This window comes from Pseudomonas sp. CAN1, assembly GCF_030462585.1.
Lineage (GTDB): Bacteria > Pseudomonadota > Gammaproteobacteria > Pseudomonadales > Pseudomonadaceae > Pseudomonas.
On the sequence record NZ_JASMRU010000024.1, the window covers coordinates 1 to 23,916 of the forward strand.

Consider the following 23,916-nt stretch of genomic DNA (forward strand, 5'->3'; position numbering starts at 1 on the left):
CGGAATTGCTGCTGCATGCCGGCGCTGGTCTGGCTGGCGATTTCCGAGGATTGGTCGGCGGTGGCGCGGGCGTCCTGCACCGAGGATTTCACGTCGCGGATGATCGGCTGCAGCTTGTCGAGGAAGCGGTTGAACCAGCCGGCCAGCTCGCCCAGTTCGTCCTTGCCGGCGTAGTCCAGACGCTTGGTCAGGTCGCCTTCGCCGCTGGCGATGTTGCGCAGCATGGCGGCGACGTTGAGGATCGGCCGGGTCACCCCACGGGCGGTGAGCCACATGGCGAACAGGCCGATCAGCGCGGCAATCAGGCCGAAGCCGAGTTGCGAGACGGTGCCCTGCACGCGCTGGTTGTCCAGCTCGTTCTGCAGTTCGATGGCCGGGCCGAGCAGGACGTTCTGCGGGACTTCCAGCAGCACGCCCCAGGGCTTGGAGCCTGGGATCGGTTGCAGCGGCTCGACCACGCGCAACTGGTCATCCTGGCGGAACACCTGCTCATGGTTGGCGGCAATCGCCTGCAGCAGGTCGGCGCCCTGGTTCGGGTAGACCTCCTTGAGGTTCTTGCTCAGCTTGGAGGCATCGGCGCTGTGCCCGGCCAGCAGGCCGGCGGCGCTGACGATGCTGACGCGGCCCTGGCCGTCGTACAGCTCCTGGCTGCCCTGGACGCTGATTTCCTGCAGCTTCTCCATGCTGATGTCCAGGCCCATGACGCCGATGACCTTGCCGTCCAGTTCCAGCGGGAAGGCGATGCTGGTCATCAGCATGCGCTTGGTGCCCACATCGTCGAAGTACGGGTCGAGCACGCAGGGCTGGCCGGTGGTCTTGGGGCAGGTGAACCAGGCGTTATAGGCACTGCCGCTGGGGCCGGGACTGGTGTCCTGCAGCAGCGACTCGGCCATGGCTTCGGATTCGAGGTGGCCCGGCGTGGCCTGGGACCAGTAGATGGAGAAGCGCCCGGTGTCGTTGCTGCCCAGCTCGCCCTGGCCGGCGAAGAGCTTGTCCTTGCCGTCCAGCGCGTCGGGTTCGAAGGCGACGTAGAGGCCCAGCAGTTCCGGGTTGCCTTCCAGGGCGGTCTTCACCTGGCGGGTCAGGTCCTCGCGCAGGTCATAGGCGTCGAGGAAGCGCTTCTGCGCCTGGTCGCGGAGGAACAGAACTTGCCGCGAGAAGCCCTTGCCGTACTGGTAGGCATCCATGATGTAGCGCTGGATGCGCATGGCCTGCACTTCGCCGCGCGATTGCAGGCGCGCCTTGGCGGCCTCGTCGAGCATCTGCGTGCTCGATTGCTTGACCAGCGCGGTGCTGGTTTGTGTGCGGTAGACGGAAAGGCCGGAAAGCAGAGACACGACGCCGAGCAGGCACAGGCCGGCGAGCAACGTGATCTTCCACTGGATGGAGAGACGGCGCAGCAGCATGGAGGGGAATCCTTGTTTGAACTAAGCCCTGGGATGCCCTGGATATCGGCCTTTCCCGGAGTTTCTTGACTCGTGACGGGGCGAAACGCCAGAAAACAGGCGATTCTGGCGTGCCTGGCCGACGGGCGGCAGAAAGCTGGGCAAAATGCGTGCGCAACGCGCTGAAAATCTCGCTGGCCGGCTGCGGAAACGTCTTGATTCGACAGGGCTTTTGACACCCCGCCAGGTGTTTGGCAGAGTGCCCGCCTTTTGCCCGCGCCCCGGCGCGGAGCGCTTACGAGGAGTGGTGAAATGAATGCGGTGCTGATTGCCATTGGCCTGATGCTGGTGCTGAGCCTGTGTCGCGTGCACGTGGTGATTGCGCTGATCGCCGGCGCCGTTGCAGGTGGCCTGCTCGGTGGGTTGGGCATGGACGGCACGCTGACGGCGTTCAACGAAGGCCTGGGCGCGGGTGCGACGGTGGCGCTGTCCTACGCCATGCTGGGCGCCTTCGCCGTGGCCATCGCGCGCTCCGGCATGGCCCACGCCCTGGCCGATCGTGCCCTGGCGACGCTCGGCCGGCATGAGGGCAACGGCTCCAGTGCCTTCAAGTGGATGATGGTCGGCCTGCTGCTGGTGGTGGCGATCTCCTCGCAGAACATCCTGCCGATCCACATCGCCTTCATCCCTCTGCTGGTGCCGCCGCTGCTCTACGTGCTGACGCGTCTGCAGATCGACCGCCGGCTGATCGCCTGCGTCATCACCTTCGGCCTGATCACCCCCTACATGTTCCTGCCGGTGGGCTTCGGCAACATCTTCCTCAACCAGATCCTGCTGGCCAACGTCGCCCGCGCGGGCGTCGACGTGCAGGGTATCAACGTCACCCACGCCATGCTGATCCCGGCGCTGGGCATGGTCTGCGGCCTGCTGATCGCGGTGTTGTTCAGCTACCGGCGCAAGCGCGACTACGACCTTGAACGCATCGAGCAGGCCGAGCGGGTCGATACGCCCTACAGCAGAATGAGCCTGGTGGTGGCCGGCCTCGCCGTAGCAGCGGCCTTTGCCGTGCAGCTGCTGCTGGACTCGATGATCCTCGGCGCGCTGGTGGGCTTCCTGGTGTTTTCGCTGTCCGGCGTGGTGCGCTGGAAGGAAGCGGACGACCTGTTCACCGAAGGTATGAAGATGATGGCGATGATCGGTTTCATCATGATCGCCGCCCAGGGCTTCGCCGCGGTGATGACCGCCACCGGGCAGGTGAGCAGCCTGGTGGACAGCGCGGCCGGCTGGATCGGCAGCAGCAAGGCGCTGGGCGCCTTCATGATGCTGCTGGTGGGCCTGCTGGTGACCATGGGCATCGGCTCGTCGTTCTCCACGGTGCCGATCATCGCGGCGATCTTCGTGCCGCTGGCGGTGCACCTGGGCTTCAGCCCGCTGGCCATCGTCAGCATCGTGGGGACTGCGGGGGCCTTGGGCGATGCGGGTTCGCCGGCGTCTGACTCCACCCTGGGCCCGACTTCCGGCCTGAATGTGGACGGCCAGCACAACCACATCTGGGACACCGTGGTGCCGACTTTCCTGCACTACAACCTGCCGCTGCTGGCGTTCGGCTGGGTGGCCGCGATGGTGCTCTGAGCCGGGAGGCTGCAAGGCCCTGGCAAGAGGGCTGTGGACGATGAAAGTTGCACTCGGCGGGGCAACTGCTGACTAATGAGCAGGTTTATTCATCCACGGACCCGCTCATGTTCGAATCGAAACTGGAATACYGGACGTTCCTCGCCCTGCTGCTGGTGGTGACACTCGCCTTCGGCTGGATCCTGCTGCCGTTCTACGGGGCGGTGTTCTGGGGCACCATCCTGGCGATCATCTTCGCCCCGCTGCAACGTCGTTTGCGGGTGAAACTCAACGGCCGCAACAACCTCGCTGCGCTGATCTCCCTCTCCGTGTGCTTCCTGATCGTGATCCTGCCGGTGACCTTCATCGCCGGCGCGCTGGTGCAGGAAGGGGCGATGGTCTACCAGCGCCTGAAGTCCGGCGAGCTGAACTTCATCACCTATTACCAGCAGGCTGTAGGCGCGCTGCCGGCCTGGGCGCACCAGTGGCTGGAGCGCTTCGACCTGGCGGATCTGTCCAGCCTGCAGGAAAAGCTCTCGGCGGGGGCGATGCAGGCCAGCCAGTTGGTGGCGACCAAGGCCTTCAGCATCGGCCAGAACACCTTCGAGTTCGTCATCAGCTTCGGCATCATGCTCTACCTGCTGTTCTTCCTGCTGCGCGACGGCCCGGCCCTGGGCAAACGGATCAAGCAGGCGGTGCCGCTGAGCGGGGAGCACAAGCAGCACCTGTTCACCAAGTTCACCACGGTGATCCGCGCCACGGTGAAGGGCAACATCGCCGTCGCTGCGACCCAGGGCGCCCTGGGCGGGCTGATCTTCTGGTTCCTCGGTATCCAGGGTTCGTTGCTCTGGGGCACGCTGATGGCTTTCCTGTCGCTGCTGCCGGCGATTGGCGCGGGACTGATCTGGGTACCGGTGGCGGCCTACTTCCTGCTCACCGGCGCGATCTGGCAGGGCGTGACGCTGACGCTGTTCTGCGTGGTAGTGATCGGCCTGGTGGACAACATCCTGCGCCCGATCCTGGTCGGCAAGGACACCAAGATGCCCGACTACGTGGTGCTGATCTCCACCCTCGGCGGCATGTCGCTGTTCGGCCTCAACGGCTTCGTCATCGGCCCGCTGATCGCCGCGCTGTTCATGGCTTCGTGGGACCTGTTCACCGGCCGCGAAGGCGAAGCGCCAAAGCCGGCAGAATAGGGCAGGAGGGTAGGGCGAATAACCTGGTACAGGTTATCCGCCGTCGGCAATGAGGCGGATATCGCTGGCGCGTTATGCGCCCTACGAAAGCTCGATACCGACCAATAAAAAACCCCGCCGAAGCGGGGTTTTTTGTTGCCTGTCGACCTTAGCCGGCGATGGCTACCAGGCCGCTGTGCTGGAGGATGTCCAGCAGCGGTTGCGGGTAGACGCCGAGGAAGAAGGCGAGCAGGGCGATGGCTACCAGCATGATGCCGCCAGCGCGCTGGGCCCAGTCCAGGGGAGCGTCGTGGCGCTTCATGTTCGGCTCGACCAGGAACATGGTGACCATGACGCGCAGGTAGTAGAACAGGCCGATGGCGCTGCCCAGTACCAGGGAGCCGACCAGCCACCAGTGCTGCGACTCGACGCCGGTGGCGACGATGTAGAACTTGCCGATGAAGCCGGCGGTCAGCGGGATGCCGGCCAGGGACAGCATCATCACGGTCATCACCGCAGTCAGCACCGGACGGCGCCAGAACAGGCCGCGGTATTCGAACAGTGCGTCGGCGTCGCGGCCGCTGTACGGGGTGGACATCAGGGTGACCACGCCGAAGGCGCCCAGGGTGGTGACGACGTAGGTGGTCAGGTACACGCCGACCGCTTCCACGGCCAGACCCTTGCTCGCCACCAGGGCGATCAGCAGGTAGCCGAAGTGGGCGATGGACGAGTAGCCGAGCAGACGCTTGATGTTGCTCTGGGTCAGCGCCAGCAGGTTGCCGATCAGGATCGAGGCGATGGCGATGACCGCGATGGCGTCATGCAGCAGGCCGTTGTTCAGGGCCGCCGGGGCGATCTGGAACAGGCGCAGCAGCACGGCGAACACAGCGACCTTGGCGGTGGTGGCCAGGAAGGTGGCGACCGGCGCCGGGGCGCCTTCGTAGACGTCCGGGGTCCACAGGTGGAACGGCGCCAGGGACAGCTTGAAGCCCAGTCCGACGACCATCATGCCGACGCCGATGGACAGCAGCGGACCGTGGCTGGTGCCTTCGGCCAGCGAGGCACCGATGGCCGAGAAGCCCAGGCTGCCGGATTCGGCGTAGAGCAGGGCCATGCCGAACAGCAGGAAGGCCGAGCCGGCGGCGGACAGTACGGTGTACTTGATGCCCGCTTCCAGGGTGCGCTTGTTGAAGAAGGCGTAGGCCACCATGCCGTATACCGGCACCGACAGCAGTTCCAGGCCGATGAACAGGCCGGCCAGGTTCTGCGCGCTGACCAGTACCAGGCCGCCTGCGGTGGACAGCAGGAGCAGCAGGTAGAGTTCCTCGCGGTTGCCCGGGAAGCTTTCCATGTAGGCGTGGGCGAGGGTGGTGCAGGCCAGGGCGCCGATCAGGATCAGGGCCATGTAGAAGCAGGCGAAGTTGTCGATCACCAGCAGCGGGGTGACTTCGATCGGGGTGACTTTCAGCACCGGGATGATCGACAGCAGGGCCAGGTTCAGACCGATCACCGAGAGGGTGGCGGTCATCGAGTGGTTGCGCTTCCAGGCTACCGCGAGCATCACCACCACCAGGGTGGCGCTGGTGATGAGCAGTGGCAGGAGCGCGATGAAGTGTTGAATCGTGAAGGTCATTTCGCGCTTACCGTGCTGCCAGAGTGGAGAGGGCGGCACCCAGCCATTGCTGGACGCCGTGCATGGTTGCCGCGGAGGTATCGAGGACCGGCTGCGGGTAGACGCCGAGCACGATCAGCAGCACCGCCAGGCCGAGCACCATGGAAAGCTCGCGGAAATTCAGGCCGGCGATGGCGGTGTCGGACTTGGCCGGGCCGAAGTACGCGCGATGGATCATGATCAGCGAGTACACCGAGCCGAAGACCAGGCCGAAGGTGGCGATCACGGTGATCACCGGCACGACCTTGAAGCTGCCCAGCAGGATCAGGAATTCACCGACGAAGTTGCCGGTACCCGGCAGACCCAGCGAAGCGGTGGCGAAGAACAGCGCGACTGCCGGCAGGTACGGAATGCGCGACCACAGGCCGCCCATCTTGCGCATGTCACGGGTGTGCAGGCGCTCGTACAGCTGGCCGCAGAGGATGAACAGCGCGGCGGCGGAGAGGCCGTGGGCGATCATCTGCACGACTACACCCTGCAGCGCCTGGGGGCTGCCGGAGTAGATGCCGATCATCACGAAGCCCATGTGCGACACCGAGGAGTAGGCCACCAGGCGCTTGATGTCGGTTTGGGCGAACGACAGGAAGGCGCCGTAGAAGATGCCGATCAGACCCAGGGTCATGGCAATCGGGGCGAACTCGGCCGAGGCGTTGGGGAACAGCGGCAGGGCGAAGCGGATCAGGCCGTAGGCGGCAGTCTTCAGCAGGATACCGGCGAGGTCCACGGAACCGGCGGTCGGCGCCTGGGCGTGGGCGTCCGGCAGCCAGGAGTGCACCGGCACCACCGGCATCTTCACCGCGAAGGCGACGAAGAAGCCGAGCATCAGCAGCCATTCGGTGTGCGGCGGCAGCTGGGTCTTCAGCAGGTCGGCGTAGTTGAAGGTCAGCACGCCGGTGCTGTTGTAGTGCACGAACACCAGGCCGAGGATCGCCACCAGCATCACCAGGCCGCTGGCCTGGGTGAAGATGAAGAACTTGGTGGCGGCGTAGATGCGGGTCTTCTTGCCATCGTCCGAGCTGTGACCCCAGAGCGCGATGAGGAAGTACATCGGCACCAGCATCATTTCCCAGAAGAAGAAGAACAGGAACAGGTCGACGGCGAGGAACACGCCGATCACACCGCCCAGGATCCACAGCAGGTTCAGGTGGAAGAAGCCGATGCGGCGCTGGATCTCGTTCCACGAGCAGAGGACGGACAGCACGCCGAGCAGGCCGGTCAGCGCGACCATCAGCAGGGACAGGCCGTCCATTGCCAGGTGCACGCTGATGCCGAAGCGCTCGATCCAGGGTACCTGGAACTGCAGGGTCCACTGCGGCTCGCCACCCGGCGCCGGGGCCAGCTGGAAGTCGCCGGTGTGCCACACCCAGAGGCTCAGGGCCAGGGTGAGGACCATCGATCCCAGGGCGACCCAGCGCGGCAGGGTCTTGCTGGTGTACTCGGCGATCCAGCAAAGGAAGCCGCCGATGAAGGGGATCAGGATTAGCCAGGGCAGAATCATGTCGGGCTCAATCTCTTTCGTGAATTCATTAAGCCAGCAGCAGCGCGCCGAGGAGCAGCGCGGCGCCACCCACCAGGGTCACGGCATACCAACGCAGGCGGCCGTTCTCGGTGAGGCTGAGGAGTTTGTGACCACCGCGGGCGGTGAGCGGGACCAGGACCAGGGTCTTGTCGATCGGGTCCGCGGCCAGCAGGCGGCAGATCAGCAGATAGGGTTTCACGAACAGCTTGTCGTACAGCCAGTCGAAGCCCCAGGCATGCAGCCACCAGGTGCCGAAGAAGCGGCCCGGTGCGCTCTGGGCAAGAGCGCTGACGAAGCGGCGCTTGCCGAGGAACAGCAGGCCGGCCAGCAGGATGCCGGCGATGGCGATGGCGCCCGAGGCGATTTCCAGGCTGTGCTTGGCTTCACCACCGGCGTGACCGGCGCTTTCCGGCAGGACGCCAGCCAGCGGCGGAGTGATCAGCGCGCCGATGAAGGTGGAGAGCACGATCAGGATGCCCAGCGGCAGCCAGTGGCTGACGCCATGGCCGGCGTGCGCTTCGGTCTTCGCTTCGCCGTGGAAGGCGATGAAGATCAGGCGGAAGGTATACAGCGAGGTCATGAACGCACCGACCAGACCGGCGATCAGCAGGTTCTGGTGACCGCTGGCGAAGGCTTCCCAGAGGATCTCGTCCTTGGAGTAGAAGCCGGCGGTCAGGAAGGGCAGGGCGGACAGCGCCGCGCCACCGACCACGAAGCTTGCGTAGGCCAGCGGCAGCTTCTTCCACAGGCCACCCATCTTGAAGATGTTCTGCTCGTGGTGGCAGGCGACGATCACCGCACCCGAAGCAAGGAACAGCAGGGCCTTGAAGAAGGCGTGGGTCATCAGGTGGAAGATCGCCCCACCCCAGGCGCCAACGCCCAGGGCCAGGAACATGTAGCCGATCTGGCTCATGGTCGAGTAGGCGAGGATGCGCTTGATGTCGGTCTGCACCAGGGCGGCAAAGCCGGCCAGCACCAGGGTCACGGCACCGATGACGCCGACCAGTTCCAGGACGTTCGGAGCCAGCTCGAACAGGCCGTGGCAACGGGCGATCAGGTAGACGCCCGCGGTCACCATGGTGGCGGCGTGGATCAGCGCGGAGACCGGAGTCGGGCCGGCCATCGCGTCGGCCAGCCAGGTCTGCAGCGGCAGCTGGGCGGATTTGCCGACGGCGCCGCCGAGCAGCATCAGGGTCGCCAGGTTGATCCACAGGTCGCCCTTGGCGAAGTGCTGCGGAGCCAGGACCAGCAGCTCCTGGATGTTCAGCGTGCCCAGGTGCTGGAACAGGATGAACATGCCGATGGCGAAGAACACGTCACCCACGCGGGTCACGATGAAGGCCTTCAGCGCTGCGTTGCCGTTCGGTACGTGGTTGTAATAGAAACCGATCAGCAGGTAGGAGCAGAGGCCCACACCTTCCCAGCCGAAGTACATGAACAGCAGGTTATCGCCCAGCACCAGGAACAGCATGCTGGCGATGAACAGGTTGGTGTAGGCGAAGAACCGCGAGTAGCCGGTTTCACCGCGCATGTACCAGGAGGCGAACAGGTGGATCAGGAAGCCGACGCCGGTGACCACGCCGAGCATGGTGACCGACAGGCCGTCCAGGTACAGGGTGAAGTTGGTCTTGAAGTCGCCAACGCTCATCCATTGCCACAGCACCAGGCTGTAGGCGCCACCTTCGGGCGGGTTGCTGTGGAAGCTCCAGATCGCCCAGAAGGCGGAGAGGGCCGCCAGGCCCACGGAGCCGACACCCACCAGTGCCGAGAGATTTTCCGACCACTTGCCACGGGAGAACGAGAGCAGCAGGAAGCCGACCAGGGGGAACAGGAAAGTAAGGGGCAGCAGGTTCATCCGCGCATCTCGCTGGCAGCGTCGATATCCAGGGTGTGGAAGCGGCGATACAGCTGGAGCAGGATCGCCAGGCCAATGCTGGCCTCGGCTGCAGCCAGGCTGAGCACCAGGATGAACATCACCTGGCCGTCGGGCTGGGCCCAGCGGCTACCGGCGACCACGAAGGCGAGGGCGGCGGCGTTCATCATCACTTCCAGGCTCATCAGTACGAACAGGATGTTGCGTCGTACCATCAGGCCCACCAGGCCGAAGCAGAACAGCACACCGGCGAGCGCCAGTCCGTGTTCGAGAGGGATAGTGTTCATGCAGTTAGTCCTTCGCTTCGTGGCGGCCGAGGTGGTAGGCGGCGACCAGTGCTGCCAGCAGCAGCATCGAGGCCAGTTCGACGACCAGCAGGTACGGGCCGAATAGGCTGATGCCCACGGCCTTGGCGTCCACGGTGGTGTGGCCGATGCCGGCACCGCTCGGGGTGCGCGAGAGCATCCACAGCAGCTCGATCAGCAGCACGGCAGCCAGGGCGCCGGGGCCGATCCAGACGCCGGGCTTGAGCCACTTGCGTTCCTGTTCGGTGATGGCCGGACCGAGGTTCAGCATCATCACCACGAAGACGAACAGCACCATGATCGCGCCGGCGTAGACGATGATTTCCAGGGCACCGGCGAACGGAGCGCCGAGGCTGAAGAAGGTCATCGAGACTGCGAGCAGCGAAATCACGAGGTAGAGCAGGGCATGCACCGGATTGCTGTTGGTGATGACCCGGAAGGTTGCCAGCACGGCGACGCCGGCGGCGAAGTAGAAAGCGAATTCCACGCGACGTCTCCTTACGGCAGCAGGCTCTTGACGTTGATCGGTTCGGCCTCGTTCTGCGCGGCGCCTTTCGGCTTGCCGGCGATGGCCATGCCGGCAACGCGGTAGAAGTTGTAGTCCGGGTTCTTGCCGGGGCCGGAGATCAGCAGGTCTTCCTTCTCGTAGACCAGGTCCTGGCGCTTGAACTCGCCCATCTCGAAATCCGGAGTCAGCTGGATCGCGGTGGTCGGGCAGGCTTCTTCGCACAGGCCGCAGAAGATGCAGCGGGAGAAGTTGATGCGGAAGAACTCGGGGTACCAGCGGCCGTCTTCAGCTTCTGCTTTCTGCAGGGCGATGCAGCCCACCGGGCAGGCCACGGCGCAGAGGTTGCAGGCTACACAGCGCTCCTCGCCATCGGGGTCGCGGGTGAGCACGATGCGGCCACGGTAGCGCGGCGGCAGGTACACGGGCTCTTCCGGATACTGCAGGGTGTCACGCTTGCGGAAGGCGTGACCGAAGATCATCACCAGGCTGCGCAGCTGGGTGTAGGTGCCGTGCACCACGTCGAAAATGTACTTGATCATGGTCCTACTCCTTACTGGCTGGCCAGCACGACAGCGCCGGTCACCAGCAGGTTGATCAGGGTCAGCGGGAGGCAGAACTTCCAGCTGAAGGCCATCACCTGGTCATAGCGCGGGCGAGGGATCGAGGCCCGCAGCAAAATGAACATCATGATGAAGAAGCCGGTTTTCAGGGCGAACCAGAAGAACGGAATCTGCGGCAGGATGCCGAAGGGACCGTGCCAGCCGCCGAAGAACAGGGTTGCCAGCAGCGCGGACACCAGCACGATGCCGATGTACTCGCCGACGAAGAACATGCCCCATTTCATGCCGGCATACTCGATGTGGTAACCATCGGCCAGTTCCTGCTCGGCTTCGGGCTGGTCGAACGGGTGACGGTGAGTCACGGCGACGCCGGCGACGAAGAAGGTCATGAAGCCGAAGAACTGCGGAATGATGAACCACACGTGCTGGGCCTGGTACTCGACGATGTCGCGCAGGCTGAACGAGCCGACCTGGGCAACGATGCCCATCAGCGACAGGGCCAGGAACACCTCGTAGGAGATGGTCTGGGCCGAGGCGCGCAGCGCACCGAGCAGGGCGAACTTGTTGTTGCTCGCCCAGCCGGCGAACAGCACCGCGTACACGGTCAGGCCGGCCATGGCGAAGAAGAACAGGATGCCGATGTTCAGGTCCGCCACACCCCAGTTCGGGGTGATCGGGATGACCGCGAAGGCCACCAGCAGCGCACCCATGGCGATCATGGGGGCGAGGGTGAAGATCATCTTGTCGGCGAACGGCGGGGTCCAGTCTTCCTTGAAGAACATCTTCAGCATGTCGGCGCCGAGCTGGAAGGCACCGAAGGGGCCGACCCGGTTCGGACCGTAGCGGTCCTGCCAGAGGCCGAGCAGACGACGCTCGACCCAGCTGAGCAGCGCGCCGCAGACGACCACGGCGAGCAGGATGACGATGGCCTTGATGACTTCGATGATGATGTCGACGACGGCGGGGGTCAGCCAGCTCATGCTCATCAAACTCATTGCGCAGCCTCCTGCAGACCTTCAGCGACGGCGCCGATGACCCCGGCGGGAATGCCTTGCAGACCGATCGGCAGGGCGACCAGGCCGACACCGAGCTCTTCGCTCACGCGCAGCGGCAGGCGCAGTTCCTGGCCCTTGACGGTCAGGCGGATGATCGCGCCTTCGTTGACGCCCAGACGGTCAGCCTCGGCCTTGGCCAGGGTGACGTAGGTCTGCGGGATGCGCTCCTGCACCGGGGCGGCTTTCGAGGAGTTTTCCTCGCTGCCGAACAGGTGATAGAAGGGCACCACCTTGAACTGGCTGGCGGCGGTGTGGAACGGCGCGGGAATCTCGCTGAACCACAGGGCCTCGCCTTTGGCCTCGATCAGGCGCACGCCCGGATCGCCGGCACGCAGGTGGCCACCGACTTCGTCCTGGAACTTGTTCCAAGCCTGCGGCGAGTTCCAGCCCGGGGACCAGGCAAACGGAATCTGCTGACGCGATTCGGCGCTGCCGGCGTAGCCTTCCATGGAGAAGGCGAAGGCCGAGTCGATGTCCTGCGGCTGACGCGGCTCGCTGACATTGATGTTGGCGCGCATGGCGGTACGGCCGGAGTAGCGGTGCGGTTCGCGCGCCAGCTTCAGGCCCTTGATGCGGAACGCGGCATTCGGCGCGGCTTCACGGATGCCGGCCAGTTGCGGCTTGGCAGCGACGACGGCGTCGATCACGTGGTCCAGCTGGGTCCAGTCGACACGCTTGCCTTCGAGGGTGCTGTGCAGGGCGTGCAGCCAGCGCCAGCCTTCGCGAACCAGGTTGTCGGCGTTGTAGTAGGTCGGGTCGTAGACCTGGAAGAAGCGCTGGGCGCGGCCTTCCTGGCTGACCAGGGTGCCATCGCCTTCGGCGAAGCTGGCGGCCGGCAGCAGGACGGTAGCCTTGGCGCTGGTGGCGGTCTGCTGGTGATCGGCGACGACGACGATCTTCGCGGCGGCCAGGGCGGCGTCGACAGCGGCAGCGTCGGCGCGGCGATACAGGTCGTTCTCCAGGATCACCACGGCATCGGCGGCGCCGGAGGTCAGCTGCTCCAGGGCGGCTTCGACGGAATTGCCGCCGAAGAGGGCCAGGCCCAGGCTGTTGGCTTCCGGGACGACCAGGCTCAGGGAGCCGTTCTTCTCGCGGTTCTTCAGCGCGCTGGCGATGTTGGCCGCGGCTTCGATCAGGGCGTTGCTGCCCAGCGAGGTGCCGGAAATCACCAGCGGGCGCTTGGCGGCAACCAGGGCATCGGCGATGCGCTGGGCGAGGGCGGCGGCTTCGGCGTCGAGGCCGGCCACGGCCGGAGCGCTCGAATCGATGGCGTGGGCCACGGCGAAGCCCAGGCGCGCCAGGTCTTCGGTAGCGGCGTGCACGCACTCGGCAGCGACGTCGTCCAGGCGGGTTTCATCGAGGCTGGCGATGAACAGCGGGTTCATTTCGTGCTGGGCGATGGTCTTTACCGCAGCGTCGAGCCACGGCTGGATCTTCATCGCGGCGGCCATGTCCTCGCCCTTGCCCTTCACCGACTGGCGCAGGGCCAGGGCGATACGGGCAGCGGTCTGGGTCAGGTCTTCGCCGAGCACGAATACCGCATCGTGGTCTTCGATGTCACGGATGGTCGGCACCGGCAGCGGGCCGTCCTGCATGACTTTCAGCACCAGTTGCAGGCGTTGCAGCTCGTCAGCGGAGATGCCGCTGTAGAAGTTCTGCGCGCCGACCAGTGCGGACAGGGCGTAGTTGCTTTCCAGGCTGGCGCGCGGCGAACCGATGCCGATGACCTTGCGGCCTTTCAGCAGGGCAGCGGTCTGGTCCAGGGCGCCGTCCAGCGAAAGCTTCTGCTTGCTCAGCATCAGCTGCGGCTGACGCGGGCGGTCTTCGCGGTTGACGTAGCCGTAGCCGAAGCGGCCGCGGTCGCAGAGGAAGTAGTGGTTCACCGAGCCGTTGTAGCGGTTCTCGATGCGGCGGATTTCACCGTAACGCTCGCCGGGGCTGATGTTGCAGCCACTGGAGCAGCCATGGCAGATGCTCGGGGCGAACTGCATGTCCCACTTGCGGTTGTAGCGCTCGGAGTGGGTCTTGTCGGTAAACACGCCGGTCGGGCAGACCTCGGTCAGGTTGCCGGAGAATTCGCTCTCCAGCACACCGTCTTCGATACGGCCGAAGTAGACGTTGTCGTGCGCGCCGTAGACGCCCAGGTCGGTGCCGCCGGCGTAGTCCTTGTAGTAGCGGACGCAGCGGTAGCAGGCGATGCAGCGGTTCATCTCGTGGGCGATGAACGGGCCGAGCTCCTGGTTCTGGTGGGTGCGCTTGGTGAAGCGGTACCGGCGCTGGTTGTGGCCGGTCATCACCGTCATGTCCTGCAGGTGGCAGTGACCGCCTTCCTCGCAGACCGGGCAGTCGTGCGGGTGGTTGGTCATCAGCCATTCGACGACGCTGGCACGGAACTGCTTGGCCTCTTCGTCTTCGATGGAAATCCAGGTGTTGTCGGTGGCGGGTGTCATGCAGGACATGACGAGGCGACCGCGGGTGTCGTTCTCGTCGGCGTATTGCTTGACTGCACACTGGCGGCAGGCGCCGACGCTACCGAGCGCCGGGTGCCAGCAGAAGTAGGGGATGTCGAGACCGAGGGAGAGGCAGGCCTGCAACAGGTTGTCCGCTCCGTCGACTTCTAACGTCTTGCCGTCTACGTGGATCGTGGCCATGGGTCTAAGTCTTCGTTGGCCCGTTGTCAGCGGGCGTGGCTAATAGAAATCACGGTTTCATCGGGCCGGCGGCACGCCGCGGCACTACAACGAAACAACGCCGGGCGCAGTGCCCGGCGAACAAAGCATCAAGCGCCGACGGTCTGCGGTGCTTGTACGGCCTGAGCCTGGCGGGAAATGCCCGCTTCGAACTCGGGACGGAAATACTTCAGTGCGCTGCCCAGCGGCTCGACGGCACCCGGTGCGTGGGCACAGAAGGTCTTGCCGGGGCCGAGGAAGTTGACCAGTTGCTCGAGGGTTTCCAGGTCGCCCTGGGCGCCTTCGCCTTTCTCCAGTGCGCGCAGGACCTTGACGCTCCACGGCAGGCCGTCGCGGCACGGAGTGCACCAGCCGCAGGATTCGCGGGCGAAGAACTCTTCCATGTTGCGCAGCAGGGAAACCATGTTGACGCTGTCGTCCACCGCCATGGCCAGACCGGTACCCATACGGGTGCCGACCTTGGCGACGCCGCCGGCGTAGAACAGCGCGTCCAGGTGTTCCGGCAGGAGGAAGCCGGTACCGGCGCCGCCCGGCTGCCAGGCCTTGAGCTTGTAGCCGTCGCGCATGCCGCCGGCGTAGTCCTCGAACAGCTCGCGGGCCGGCAGGCCGAACGGCAGTTCCCAGATGCCGGGGTTCTTCACCTTGCCGGAGAAGCCCATGAGCTTGGTGCCCATGTCTTCGCTGCCCGGACGGGCGAGGCCCTTGTACCAGTCGACGCCGTGCTCGACGATCGCCGGCACGTTGCACAGGGTCTCGACGTTGTTCACGCAGGTCGGCTTGCCCCAGACGCCGACGGCGGCGGGGAAGGGCGGCTTGGAGCGCGGGTTGGCGCGGCGGCCTTCCAGCGAGTTGATCAGCGCGGTCTCTTCGCCACAAATGTAGCGACCGGCGCCGGTGTGTACGAACAGCTCGAAATCGAAACCGCTGCCGAGGATGTTCTTGCCCAGCAGGCCGGCGGCCTTGGCTTCATCGATGGCACGGTTCAGGTTGCGGGCCGCGTCGACGTACTCGCCGCGCAGGAAGATGTAGCCACGGTAGGCCTTGAGGGCGCGCGCGGAGATCAGCATGCCTTCCACCAGCAGGTGCGGCAGCTGCTCCATGAGCATGCGGTCCTTCCAGGTGTTGGGCTCCATCTCGTCCGCGTTGCACAGCAGGTAGCGGATGTTGAGAGATTCGTCCTTGGGCATCAGGCCCCACTTCACGCCGGTGGGGAAGCCCGCACCGCCGCGGCCCTTGAGGCCGGAGTCCTTGACGGTCTGGACGATGTCGTCAGTGGACATCTGCGCCAGCGCCTTGCGCGCGGCGGCGTAGCCATTCTTCGACTGGTACTCCTCCAGCCAGACCGGAGCGCCGTCGTCACGCAGGCGCCAGGTCAGCGGGTGGGTTTCAGGCGCGCGCGCGGTGCGGTTGGGCGTGCCGTAGGAGGTGAGGCGACTCATGCGTAGGCCTCCAGCAGTTTGGCGACGCCGTCGGGACGCAGGTCACCGAAGGTGTCGTCATCGATCATCATCGCCGGGGCCTTGTCGCAGTTGCCCAGGCAGCACACCGGCAGCAGGGTGAAGCGGCCGTCGGTGGTGGTCTGGCCGAGGCCGATGCCCAGCTGTTTCTGGATCTCGCCAACCACGGACTCGTGGCCGCCGATGTAGCAGACCATGCTGTCGCAGACGCGGATGATGTGGCGGCCGACCGGCTGGCGGAAGATCTGGCTATAGAAGGTAGCCACGCCTTCGACGTCGCTGTCGGGAATGCCGAGGAGGTCGGCAATCGCTGGGATGGCGCCGTCCGGCACCCAGCCGCGCTGCTTCTGGACGATCTTCAGGGCTTCGATGGACGCCGCGCGGGAGTCCTCGTAGTGATGCATTTCGTGCTCGATGGCCGAGCGCTCGGTTTCGCTGAGTTCGAAACGATCAGTCTGGATAAGGGTACTCATGATCAGCGGTCCACGTCGGCCATAACGAAGTCGATACTGCCCAGATAGGCGATCAGGTCAGCGATCATGCTGCCGTTGATCACCGACGGAATCTGCTGCAGGTGCGGGAAGCTGGGCGTCCGGATGCGGGTCCGGTAGCTCATGGTGCTGCCATCGCTCGTCAGGTAGTAGCTGTTGATGCCCTTGGTCGCTTCCACCATCTGGAAGGCTTCGTTGGCCGGCATGACCGGGCCCCAGGAAACCTGCAGGAAGTGGGTGATCAGGGTTTCGATGTGCTGCAGCGTGCGCTCTTTGGGCGGCGGCGTGGTCAGCGGGTGGTCGGCCTTGTACGGGCCTTCGGGCATGTTCTTCAGGCACTGCTCGATGATGCGCAGGCTCTGGCGCATCTCGCCCATCTTGACCATGCAGCGGTCGTAGGCGTCGCCGTTGGCCGCCAGCGGTACTTCGAACTCGAAGTTCTCGTAGCCGGAGTAGGGGCGGGCCTTGCGCAGGTCGAAATCACAGCCGGTGGCGCGCAGGCCGGCACCGGTGGTGCCCCACTCCAGCGCTTCCTTGGTGTTGTACGCGGCAACGCCGATGGTACGACCACGCAGGATGCTGTTCTTCAGGGCGGCGGTTTCGTACTCGTCCAGGCGCTTGGGCATCCAGTCGAGGAACTCGCGGACCAGCTTGTCCCAGCCGCGCGGCAGGTCGTGGGCGACGCCACCGATACGGTACCAGGCCGGGTGCAGGCGGAAGCCGGTGATGGCTTCGACGACCTTGTAGGCGCGCTGGCGGTCGGTGAAGGTGAAGAACACCGGGGTCATCGCGCCCACGTCCTGGATGTAGGTACCCAGGTAGAGGAGGTGGTTCAGGATGCGGAAGAACTCCGACATCATGATGCGGATGACATCGACGCGCTGCGGCACCTTGATGCCGGCGAGTTTCTCGACCGAGAGCACGTACGGCAGGTTGTTCATCACGCCGCCGAGGTAGTCGATACGGTCGGTGTACGGAATGAAGCTGTGCCAGGACTGACGCTCGGCCATCTTCTCGGCGCCACGGTGGTGGTAGCCGATTTCCGGAACGCAATCGAGGATCTCTTCGCCGTCCAGTTGCAGGATGATGCGGAACGCACCGTGCGCGGACGGGTGGTTCGGGCCGAGGTTGAGGAACATGAAGTCCTCGTTCTCGCCGTGGCGCTTCATGCCCCAGTCTTCGGGCTTGAAGCGCAGCGCTTCCTGCTCGAGGTCCTGCTTGGCGGCGGACAGTGCGTAGGGGTCGAACTCGGTGGCGCGCGCCGGGTAGTCCTTGCGCAGCGGGTGACCTTCCCAGGTCGGCGGCATCAGCATGCGGGTCAGGTGCGGGTGACCATTGAAGGTGACCCCGTACATGTCCCAGACCTCACGCTCGTACCAGTTGGCGTTCGGCCAGATACGGGTGGCGGTGGGCACGTTGAGGTCGCCTTCGGACAAGGCCACCTTGATCATCACGTCACTATTACGCTCGAGCGACATCAGGTGGTAGAACACGCTGAAGTCGGCGCCCGGCAGGCCGCGACGGTGGGTGCGCAGGCGCTCGTCGACACCGTGCAGGTCATAGAGCATGACGTACGGCTTGGGCACATTGCGCAGGAAGGTAAGGACGTCGATCAGGCGCTCACGGGCAACCCAGAGCACCGGCATGCCGGTGCGGGTAGCCTGGACGGTGAAGGTCTCGGCGCCAAAGCGGGAATTCAGTTCGACGACGATATCTTGGTCGTCTGCCTTGTAAGGCGGGATGTACAGAGCGGAGTCTGCATTCATAGTCTTTAAGTCACTCGGTCAACGGTGGAGTGAAAACGGGCCTCTCGTGGAGGGCCGGATCACACTTCGTCGGGGCTGCGCAGGTTGGTGACCGCAATGCGCTGTTCGCGCTTGAGATCCTTCTGGGCAGGCATGTCGGCGCGATAGACGCCTTGATCGCCTACAACCCAGGACAACGGACGACGCTCCTGGCCGATGGATTCCTGCAGCAGCATCAGGCCTTGCAGGAACGCCTCCGGACGGGGCGGGCAGCCGGGAATGTACACGTCCACGGGGAGGAACTTGTCGACCCCCTGAACGACCGAGTAGATGTCGTACATACCGCCGGAATTGGCGCACGACCCCATCGAGATCACCCACTTGGGCTCCAGCATCTGCTCGTACAGGCGCTGGATGACCGGAGCCATCTTGATGAAGCAGGTGCCGGCGATGACCATGAAGTCAGCCTGGCGCGGCGATGCACGGATCACTTCGGCGCCGAAACGGGCGATGTCGTGCGGCGCGGTGAACGCCGTGGTCATCTCCACGTAGCAGCAGGACAGCCCGAAGTTGTACGGCCACAGGGAGTTCTTGCGACCCCAGTTGACTGCACCGTTGAGAACATCCTCGAGCTTGCCCATGAAGATGTTCTTGTGGACCTGCCCTTCGATGAGCGGGTCTTCTACCGTTTCGCGTTCGCCGATCGGGTATTGATCATTGGGCGCATCCGGATCGATCCGGGTAAGTTTGTATTGCATCGCCAAAGCCTCATTGTTTTAGCTTCGCCTGCCGTGCGCGACGTGCCGCCGGCGCCCAATCGAGCGCGCCGATACGCCACAGGTAGACAAGACCTGCCAACAGAATTGCTATGAAAATGGTTGCCTCGATCAGACCTGCCCAACCGCTTTCACGGACGGACACGGACCAGGCGAAGAGGAAGAGGGCTTCGACGTCGAAGATCACGAAGAGCATCGCGACCAGATAGAATTTTGCCGACAGGCGCAGGCGGGCGCTGCCGGTAGGAACGATCCCGGATTCGAACGGTTCGTTTTTGCTGCGACCAAATGCCTTACTGCCAAGGAGGCTGGAAACCCCTAGCATGAAGGCGAGCAGCCCTAGCACTCCTAAAAGGAAGGCGGCGAGTCCCCAGTGTTGAGCTGCAAGTTCAGCTGGATTGGGCATGCCGATACTCCTTCCTACAAATAACGATTGTCTTGGGTTTCGGGCGCAACGCCCGACTACTGCGAACCCGACAACTCAAGGATAGTGAGCTAAGGGTTCAGGTCATCTTTCCAATTTTATGCCCAAAGCCTTCAGCAAGTAAATTTTTCCAACACAAACAGATGCTTCTATTTCGGGCAAAAGGCTTTTGCATTTCCCGTAGCGCCCTGTTTGCGGGGCTCTGGATGCCTAGTGTGACGGCACTTCGGCTTTGGTCGAATAGTACTTTCGAGGTATTTGACCGCAATAAATCGGCATCATATAAATGATAAGTATTATCATTTGCAGTGTCGTATATCCGTAACTTTACTACATATAAGCGCCGGGCCTTTTATTTCGAAGCGGGGGCGACGTCGAATTATCCCTCTGTGAACTCGTTGGTCGCCCCTCGGCTGGAGTGGTTCACTTTCCCTTCCGAATCCACGCCCAAAGCATCTCGCAACGCACCGGCTCGGCGCCGGAATCATCCAGCAGGGTTACCTGCACCAGCGCTTCGCCGCGGTCCTCCTCCTGCATAGCGCGGCGCTGTTCCGGTGCCAGAGTGGCGATGGCACGCAGGCTGCCACTGGCGCGGCGCAGGTAGTCCACCTTGAGGGTCTTGATCAGCGGCAGCTTGTGGTCGGGCAGGTTCATCCCGACCATGCAGCCGCTGGCGGATTCGGCCAGCAGCGCCATGGCCGCGGCGTGGACGCCGCCGATGTGATTGCGGGCGCGGCGGTGGTTGGCCAGGCTCATGCGCACTTCATCGCTGGCGAGCCTCTGGATGCGCACGCCAGCCGTGCCGGCGAAACGCACCTGGGAGCAGAACAAACGGCTCAGCAGTGGCTCGTGAAGGCCGCGCGGCAGGCGCTGGATGAGGTGGGCGGCGAAGGCGAGGCGGTTGCGCTTGGGTTTATCGCTCACGGGGGCATTCCGTTCATATAAAGGAAGCCCGAGGCTGGCATGCCGAGGCGGATCTGCCCTTGGCGGGCGGGGAAGGGCTGGCTGGCGGTTCGGCCAAGCCCCATTTCTCCAGGCAGAAAAAACAAAACCCCGGCCAAGGCCGGGGTTTCGTGGTGCCTGCCGGTCCCGAAGGGCCGGTGAGCCAGTTCTTAGTGGAACTGGTTCATGGTGTTGTCTTTACCCGAGGCTTTCAGAGCGGCTTCGCCAGCGAAGTACTCTTTGTGGTTGTCGCCGATGTCCGAGCCAGCCATGTTCTGGTGCTTGACGCAGGCGATGCCCTGACGCAGTTCCTGACGCTGAACGCCCTTCACGTAGGCCAGCATGCCCTGGTCGGCGAAGTAGCCCTTGGCCAGGTTGTCGGTGGACAGCGCTGCGGTGTGGTAGGTCGGCAGGGTGATCAGGTGGTGGAAGATGCCGGCGTGGGCCGAGCCGTCACGCTGGAAGGTGCGGATCTTCTCGTCAGCGATCTGGGCCAGTTCGGTTTCGTCGTACTCGACGCTCATCAGCTTGGCGCGGTCGTAGGCGGAAACGTCCTTGCCTTCGGCGACGAACGCATCGAACACCTGCTGGCGGAAGTTCAGGGTCCAGTTGAACGACGGGCTGTTGTTGTAAACCAGCTTGGCGTTCGGGATGACCTGACGGATGCGGTCAACCATGCCCTTGATCTGGCCAACGTGCGGCTTCTCGGTTTCGATCCACAGCAGGTCGGCGCCGTTCTGCAGCGAGGTGATGCAGTCCAGGACGCAGCGGTCTTCACCGGTGCCCTTGCGGAACTGGAACAGGTTGGAAGCCAGGCGCTTGGGACGCAGCAGCTTGCCGCCGCGGTTGATCACCACGTCGCCGTTCTGCAGTTCGGCAGCGGAAACTTCTTCGCAGTCCAGGAAGGAGTTGTACTGGTCGCCCAGGTCGCCCGGCTCTTTGGTCACGGCGATCTGCTTGGTCAGGCCGGCACCCAGGGAGTCGGTACGGGCGACGATCACGCCGTCGTCAACGCCCAGTTCGAGGAATGCGTAGCGAACAGCGTTGATCTTGGCGAGGAAGTCTTCGTGCGGAACGGTCACTTTGCCGTCCTGGTGGCCGCACTGCTTCTCGTCGGAAACCTGGTTCTCGATCTGGATGCAGCAGGCACCGGCCTCGATCATTTTCTTGGCCAGCAGGTAGGTTGCTTCCGGGTTACCGAAGCCGGCGTCGATGTCGGCGATGATCGGTACTACGTGGGTTTCGTAGCCATCGATCTGAGCCTGGATTTCGTCCTGCTTGACCTTGTCGCCGGCAGCGCGAGCGCTGTCCAGGGCGGTGAAGAGCAGGTCCAGTTCGCGGGCGTCAGCCTGGCGCAGGAAGGTGTAGAGCTCTWCGATCAGGCCGGAAACGGCGGTTTTCTCGTGCATGGACTGGTCGGGCAGCGGGCCGAAGTCGGAGCGCAGCGCGGCAACCATCCAGCCGGACAGGTAGAGGTAGCGCTTGTTGGTGGTCTTCAGGTGCTTCTTGATCGAGATCAGCTTCTGCTGACCGATGAAGCCGTGCCAGCAGCCCAGGGACTGGGTGTAGACGGAAGCGTCGGCGTCATACTCGGCCATGTCCTTGCGCATGATGGCCGCAGTGTACTTGGCGATGTCCAGACCAGTCTTGAAGCGGTTCTGAGCGCGCATGCGGGCAACCGACTCGGGGTTGATAGCGCTCCAGCTGTTACCGGTTTTCTCTTTCAGAGCGGCAACGGCCTTGATGTCGTTTTGATAAGCGGACATGGTCAATCCTTCAAAGTATGTGTGTGGTTGAGCACCGACTACCCAATCAAAACCCGTATCTGCACGGAATTGACTGCGGGTTGCTCGCCGCGGGATGGCGATGGTGCGACCGAAAGAAGGAGTGACGCTGGAGGAGTGGGGTAGAGCGGCGTACAGACTGGTGACTACAGCGGTGACATCCAGAATCGCTTKCCGGCTCGTGGCAGCCGTTGGGCGATGGTGGACGGCTGAATCCGTCACTTCGTACTGTTGCTAAGGCTTGCTTCCCCGTCCCTCAGGACAACCTCTTGCCAGTCGCAACCTCGTCGATCCGCCTTGTGGGCTTAACAACACGGACCGGCGCGACGGGTGGGCCGCTGGCGCGATCCGGAGGGGGTTCAGACCCTCTGGTTAGCGGGAGCGAGGCCATCATGCCCTTTCAAACGAGCGTTCGTCAAACGTTTTGTAGTGTTTTTTTTGGACTACTACACGAAGGTCTAACGAGGACTGGCGAGTCACCTACGGAAGGATTAGTCGAGCACTTCGACCTTCACCCGCAGGCTGCTGTCGCTGCGTCCCTGGGTGCTGTACTGGCGGGCGAGACCGCTCTGGGTGCTCTGGTTGCTCTCGCTGGTGCCGCCCACTTCGATCCATTGGCCGAGCGGGCCGCTGACGCTGGTTTGCGCCGAGCTGGTGTTCATCGCGCCCTGGTAGCTTTCATTGAAGCGGTCGTTGCGGGTGCTCAGGGTGATGTGCACGAGATTGCCGGTGAGGCTGGCCGTTACGTACATGCCCTGGTTGGCGTCGCGATACTGGGTCTGGCTGTAGACCTGGCCGTAGGGGCCGATGCCGGCGTCGGTCACCGGGCGGCTTTGGCCGACCTGGATGAAGGCCGGCGAGCCTTCGGTGGCACGAACCTGCTGGGTGCCGCCGCCGCGGCTGTTGGTGGAGCGGTTGATGATACGTACCTGGTCGCGGCCGTTGACTTCGCCGCGGCCGGTCTGGATCTCGACGTTGCCGGCGCTGACCGAGCCGTTCACCGAATAGCCGCTCTGGCTGCCCTGGTTGCCATCGAGGGTGTCGACGCTGATCAGCAGCTGGTGGGGGCGGGTATCGAGCTGGTTGAGCACCTGCTGCAGCTCGCGGATCTTCGCCTGCTCGGCGTTCACCACCAACTGGTTGCCGTAGGCGCTGACGCGGCCTTCGTTGCCCAGCACCTGCTGGGCGATCGGCAGCACGTCTTCGGCGGTGCGGTAGTTCAGCGGGATGACTTCGGTGCGCGGCTGCGCCACGGCGCTGAGGCTGAGGCAGCAGGCGACGAGCAGGGCGAGGGGCTGGCGAGTCAAATCAGGAAGCTCCGCAGGTTCGGGTCGAGGGCGCTGGTGTTCCAGGTCTGCTCGAATTGCGCGATCAGCTGGCGGACCCGCCCGGCGTTGTTGTAGTGCGCGTAGCCGGCGTATTCGGCGGGCTCGGGGCGCAGTAGCAGGCCGCAGTCGTCGGCGAGCAGGAAGGCGTGTTCCTCGCTTGGATAATCCGGGTTGATCCTGCGGATCTGGCAGTAGCTGGACAGCCGGCGGCTGAGGTTCAGCAGGCGATGGCCTTCCTTCACTGCGCGGGTACTGTCGCGCACCAGGATCATCAGGCGATTGCGCGGATTGCCCAACAGCAATTGCGTGCAGGCTTCCTGGATGCTGCTGTGGTGATACAGCCAGGGCTCCAGGTCGGGGGTGTAGAGGTAGAGCGTGCGGCGGGCCTGCTGGATCAGCGCCAGGGCGTGGGCGCGGGCATCGTCAGGCTTGTTGAAGCGCTGCAGCTCATCACCCTGGCCGAGCACGAAGGGTGCGGGTTCCAGGATGGCGGGCGGCAGCGCTTCGCTGGGCGGGTTGTGGACGGCAAAACGCCCCGGTGACTGAAACTCTATGTCCGGCAGTTCTACCGGGAGGTCGTCTTGTTCCGGGGCGTTTTCCATGTCGCTCCTTGTCA

20 protein-coding genes are annotated in these 23,916 nt (G+C 64.2%); 2 read left to right on the plus strand and 18 right to left on the minus strand.

What is annotated here, in order from left to right; translation table 11 throughout:
• A partial coding sequence (locus QO207_RS23840) for a methyl-accepting chemotaxis protein (protein WP_301534752.1) occupies positions 1-1,406 on the minus strand: 1,406 nt, incomplete at its 3' end.
• Between the two features lie 291 nt (positions 1,407-1,697).
• Between QO207_RS23840 and QO207_RS23845 the strand changes: the two genes are divergently transcribed.
• Entirely contained in the window at positions 1,698-3,017 is a 1,320-nt protein-coding gene (locus QO207_RS23845; RefSeq protein WP_301534753.1) for a Na+/H+ antiporter family protein, read from the plus strand.
• A gap of 107 nt (positions 3,018-3,124) precedes the next feature.
• Positions 3,125-4,192: an AI-2E family transporter gene (locus tag QO207_RS23850; protein WP_301534754.1), complete on the plus strand. Its 1,068-nt coding sequence runs from the start codon at positions 3,125-3,127 to the stop codon at positions 4,190-4,192.
• A gap of 148 nt (positions 4,193-4,340) precedes the next feature.
• Here the strand turns inward: QO207_RS23850 and nuoN are convergent, their stop codons facing one another.
• The 17 genes from nuoN to QO207_RS23935 all read right to left on the minus strand — a co-directional run bounded on the left by nuoN (position 4,341) and on the right by QO207_RS23935 (position 23,902).
• A complete protein-coding gene (nuoN, locus tag QO207_RS23855; protein WP_301534755.1) occupies positions 4,341-5,804 on the minus strand; it encodes an NADH-quinone oxidoreductase subunit NuoN in 1,464 nt (487 codons plus the stop codon).
• 7 nt (positions 5,805-5,811) lie between these two features.
• Positions 5,812-7,341 (minus strand): NADH-quinone oxidoreductase subunit M, encoded by a 1,530-nt coding sequence (gene nuoM / locus QO207_RS23860; protein WP_081520494.1) that lies wholly within the window; start codon positions 7,339-7,341, stop codon positions 5,812-5,814.
• Between the two features lie 28 nt (positions 7,342-7,369).
• Positions 7,370-9,217, minus strand: a complete 1,848-nt coding sequence (gene nuoL / locus QO207_RS23865; RefSeq protein ID WP_301534756.1) for an NADH-quinone oxidoreductase subunit L — start codon at positions 9,215-9,217, stop codon at positions 7,370-7,372.
• Positions 9,214-9,522, minus strand: coding sequence for an NADH-quinone oxidoreductase subunit NuoK (gene nuoK / locus QO207_RS23870; protein ID WP_024765121.1), 309 nt, complete (start codon positions 9,520-9,522; stop codon positions 9,214-9,216). Before nuoK ends, nuoL begins: the two co-directional genes overlap by 4 nt.
• Positions 9,523-9,526: 4 nt before the next feature.
• A complete protein-coding gene (gene nuoJ / locus QO207_RS23875) occupies positions 9,527-10,027 on the minus strand; it encodes an NADH-quinone oxidoreductase subunit J (protein WP_301534757.1) in 501 nt (166 codons plus the stop codon).
• An 11-nt stretch (positions 10,028-10,038) separates the two neighbouring features.
• On the minus strand, positions 10,039-10,587 hold the full coding sequence (gene nuoI, locus QO207_RS23880; protein ID WP_192296196.1) for an NADH-quinone oxidoreductase subunit NuoI: 549 nt from the start codon (positions 10,585-10,587) through the stop codon (positions 10,039-10,041).
• A gap of 11 nt (positions 10,588-10,598) precedes the next feature.
• Positions 10,599-11,588, minus strand: coding sequence for an NADH-quinone oxidoreductase subunit NuoH (gene nuoH / locus QO207_RS23885; RefSeq protein WP_301534827.1), 990 nt, complete (start codon positions 11,586-11,588; stop codon positions 10,599-10,601).
• A gap of 11 nt (positions 11,589-11,599) precedes the next feature.
• Complete coding sequence (gene nuoG / locus QO207_RS23890) at positions 11,600-14,314, minus strand: NADH-quinone oxidoreductase subunit NuoG (protein ID WP_301534758.1); 2,715 nt, start codon at positions 14,312-14,314, stop codon at positions 11,600-11,602.
• A gap of 128 nt (positions 14,315-14,442) precedes the next feature.
• On the minus strand, positions 14,443-15,792 hold the full coding sequence (nuoF, locus tag QO207_RS23895; protein WP_301534759.1) for an NADH-quinone oxidoreductase subunit NuoF: 1,350 nt from the start codon (positions 15,790-15,792) through the stop codon (positions 14,443-14,445).
• Positions 15,789-16,289, minus strand: coding sequence for an NADH-quinone oxidoreductase subunit NuoE (gene nuoE, locus QO207_RS23900; RefSeq protein WP_301534828.1), 501 nt, complete (start codon positions 16,287-16,289; stop codon positions 15,789-15,791). The genes nuoF and nuoE overlap by 4 nt, the downstream gene beginning before the upstream one ends.
• Positions 16,286-18,067: an NADH-quinone oxidoreductase subunit C/D gene (gene nuoC, locus QO207_RS23905; protein ID WP_301534760.1), complete on the minus strand. Its 1,782-nt coding sequence runs from the start codon at positions 18,065-18,067 to the stop codon at positions 16,286-16,288. The genes nuoE and nuoC overlap by 4 nt, the downstream gene beginning before the upstream one ends.
• 59 nt (positions 18,068-18,126) lie before the next feature.
• Complete coding sequence (locus QO207_RS23910) at positions 18,127-18,804, minus strand: NADH-quinone oxidoreductase subunit B family protein (protein WP_045214755.1); 678 nt, start codon at positions 18,802-18,804, stop codon at positions 18,127-18,129.
• A 10-nt stretch (positions 18,805-18,814) separates the two neighbouring features.
• Positions 18,815-19,228 (minus strand): NADH-quinone oxidoreductase subunit A, encoded by a 414-nt coding sequence (locus QO207_RS23915; protein ID WP_017517108.1) that lies wholly within the window; start codon positions 19,226-19,228, stop codon positions 18,815-18,817.
• Positions 19,229-19,669: 441 nt separating this feature from the next.
• Positions 19,670-20,170, minus strand: a complete 501-nt coding sequence (locus tag QO207_RS23920; RefSeq protein ID WP_301534761.1) for a DUF4442 domain-containing protein — start codon at positions 20,168-20,170, stop codon at positions 19,670-19,672.
• A 188-nt stretch (positions 20,171-20,358) separates the two neighbouring features.
• Complete coding sequence (locus tag QO207_RS23925; RefSeq protein ID WP_301534762.1) at positions 20,359-21,954, minus strand: isocitrate lyase; 1,596 nt, start codon at positions 21,952-21,954, stop codon at positions 20,359-20,361.
• Between the two features lie 509 nt (positions 21,955-22,463).
• On the minus strand, positions 22,464-23,258 hold the full coding sequence (locus QO207_RS23930; protein ID WP_301534829.1) for a secretin N-terminal domain-containing protein: 795 nt from the start codon (positions 23,256-23,258) through the stop codon (positions 22,464-22,466).
• 17 nt (positions 23,259-23,275) lie between these two features.
• Complete coding sequence (locus QO207_RS23935; RefSeq protein ID WP_301534763.1) at positions 23,276-23,902, minus strand: histone acetyltransferase HPA2; 627 nt, start codon at positions 23,900-23,902, stop codon at positions 23,276-23,278.
• Positions 23,903-23,916 lie beyond the last annotated feature (14 nt).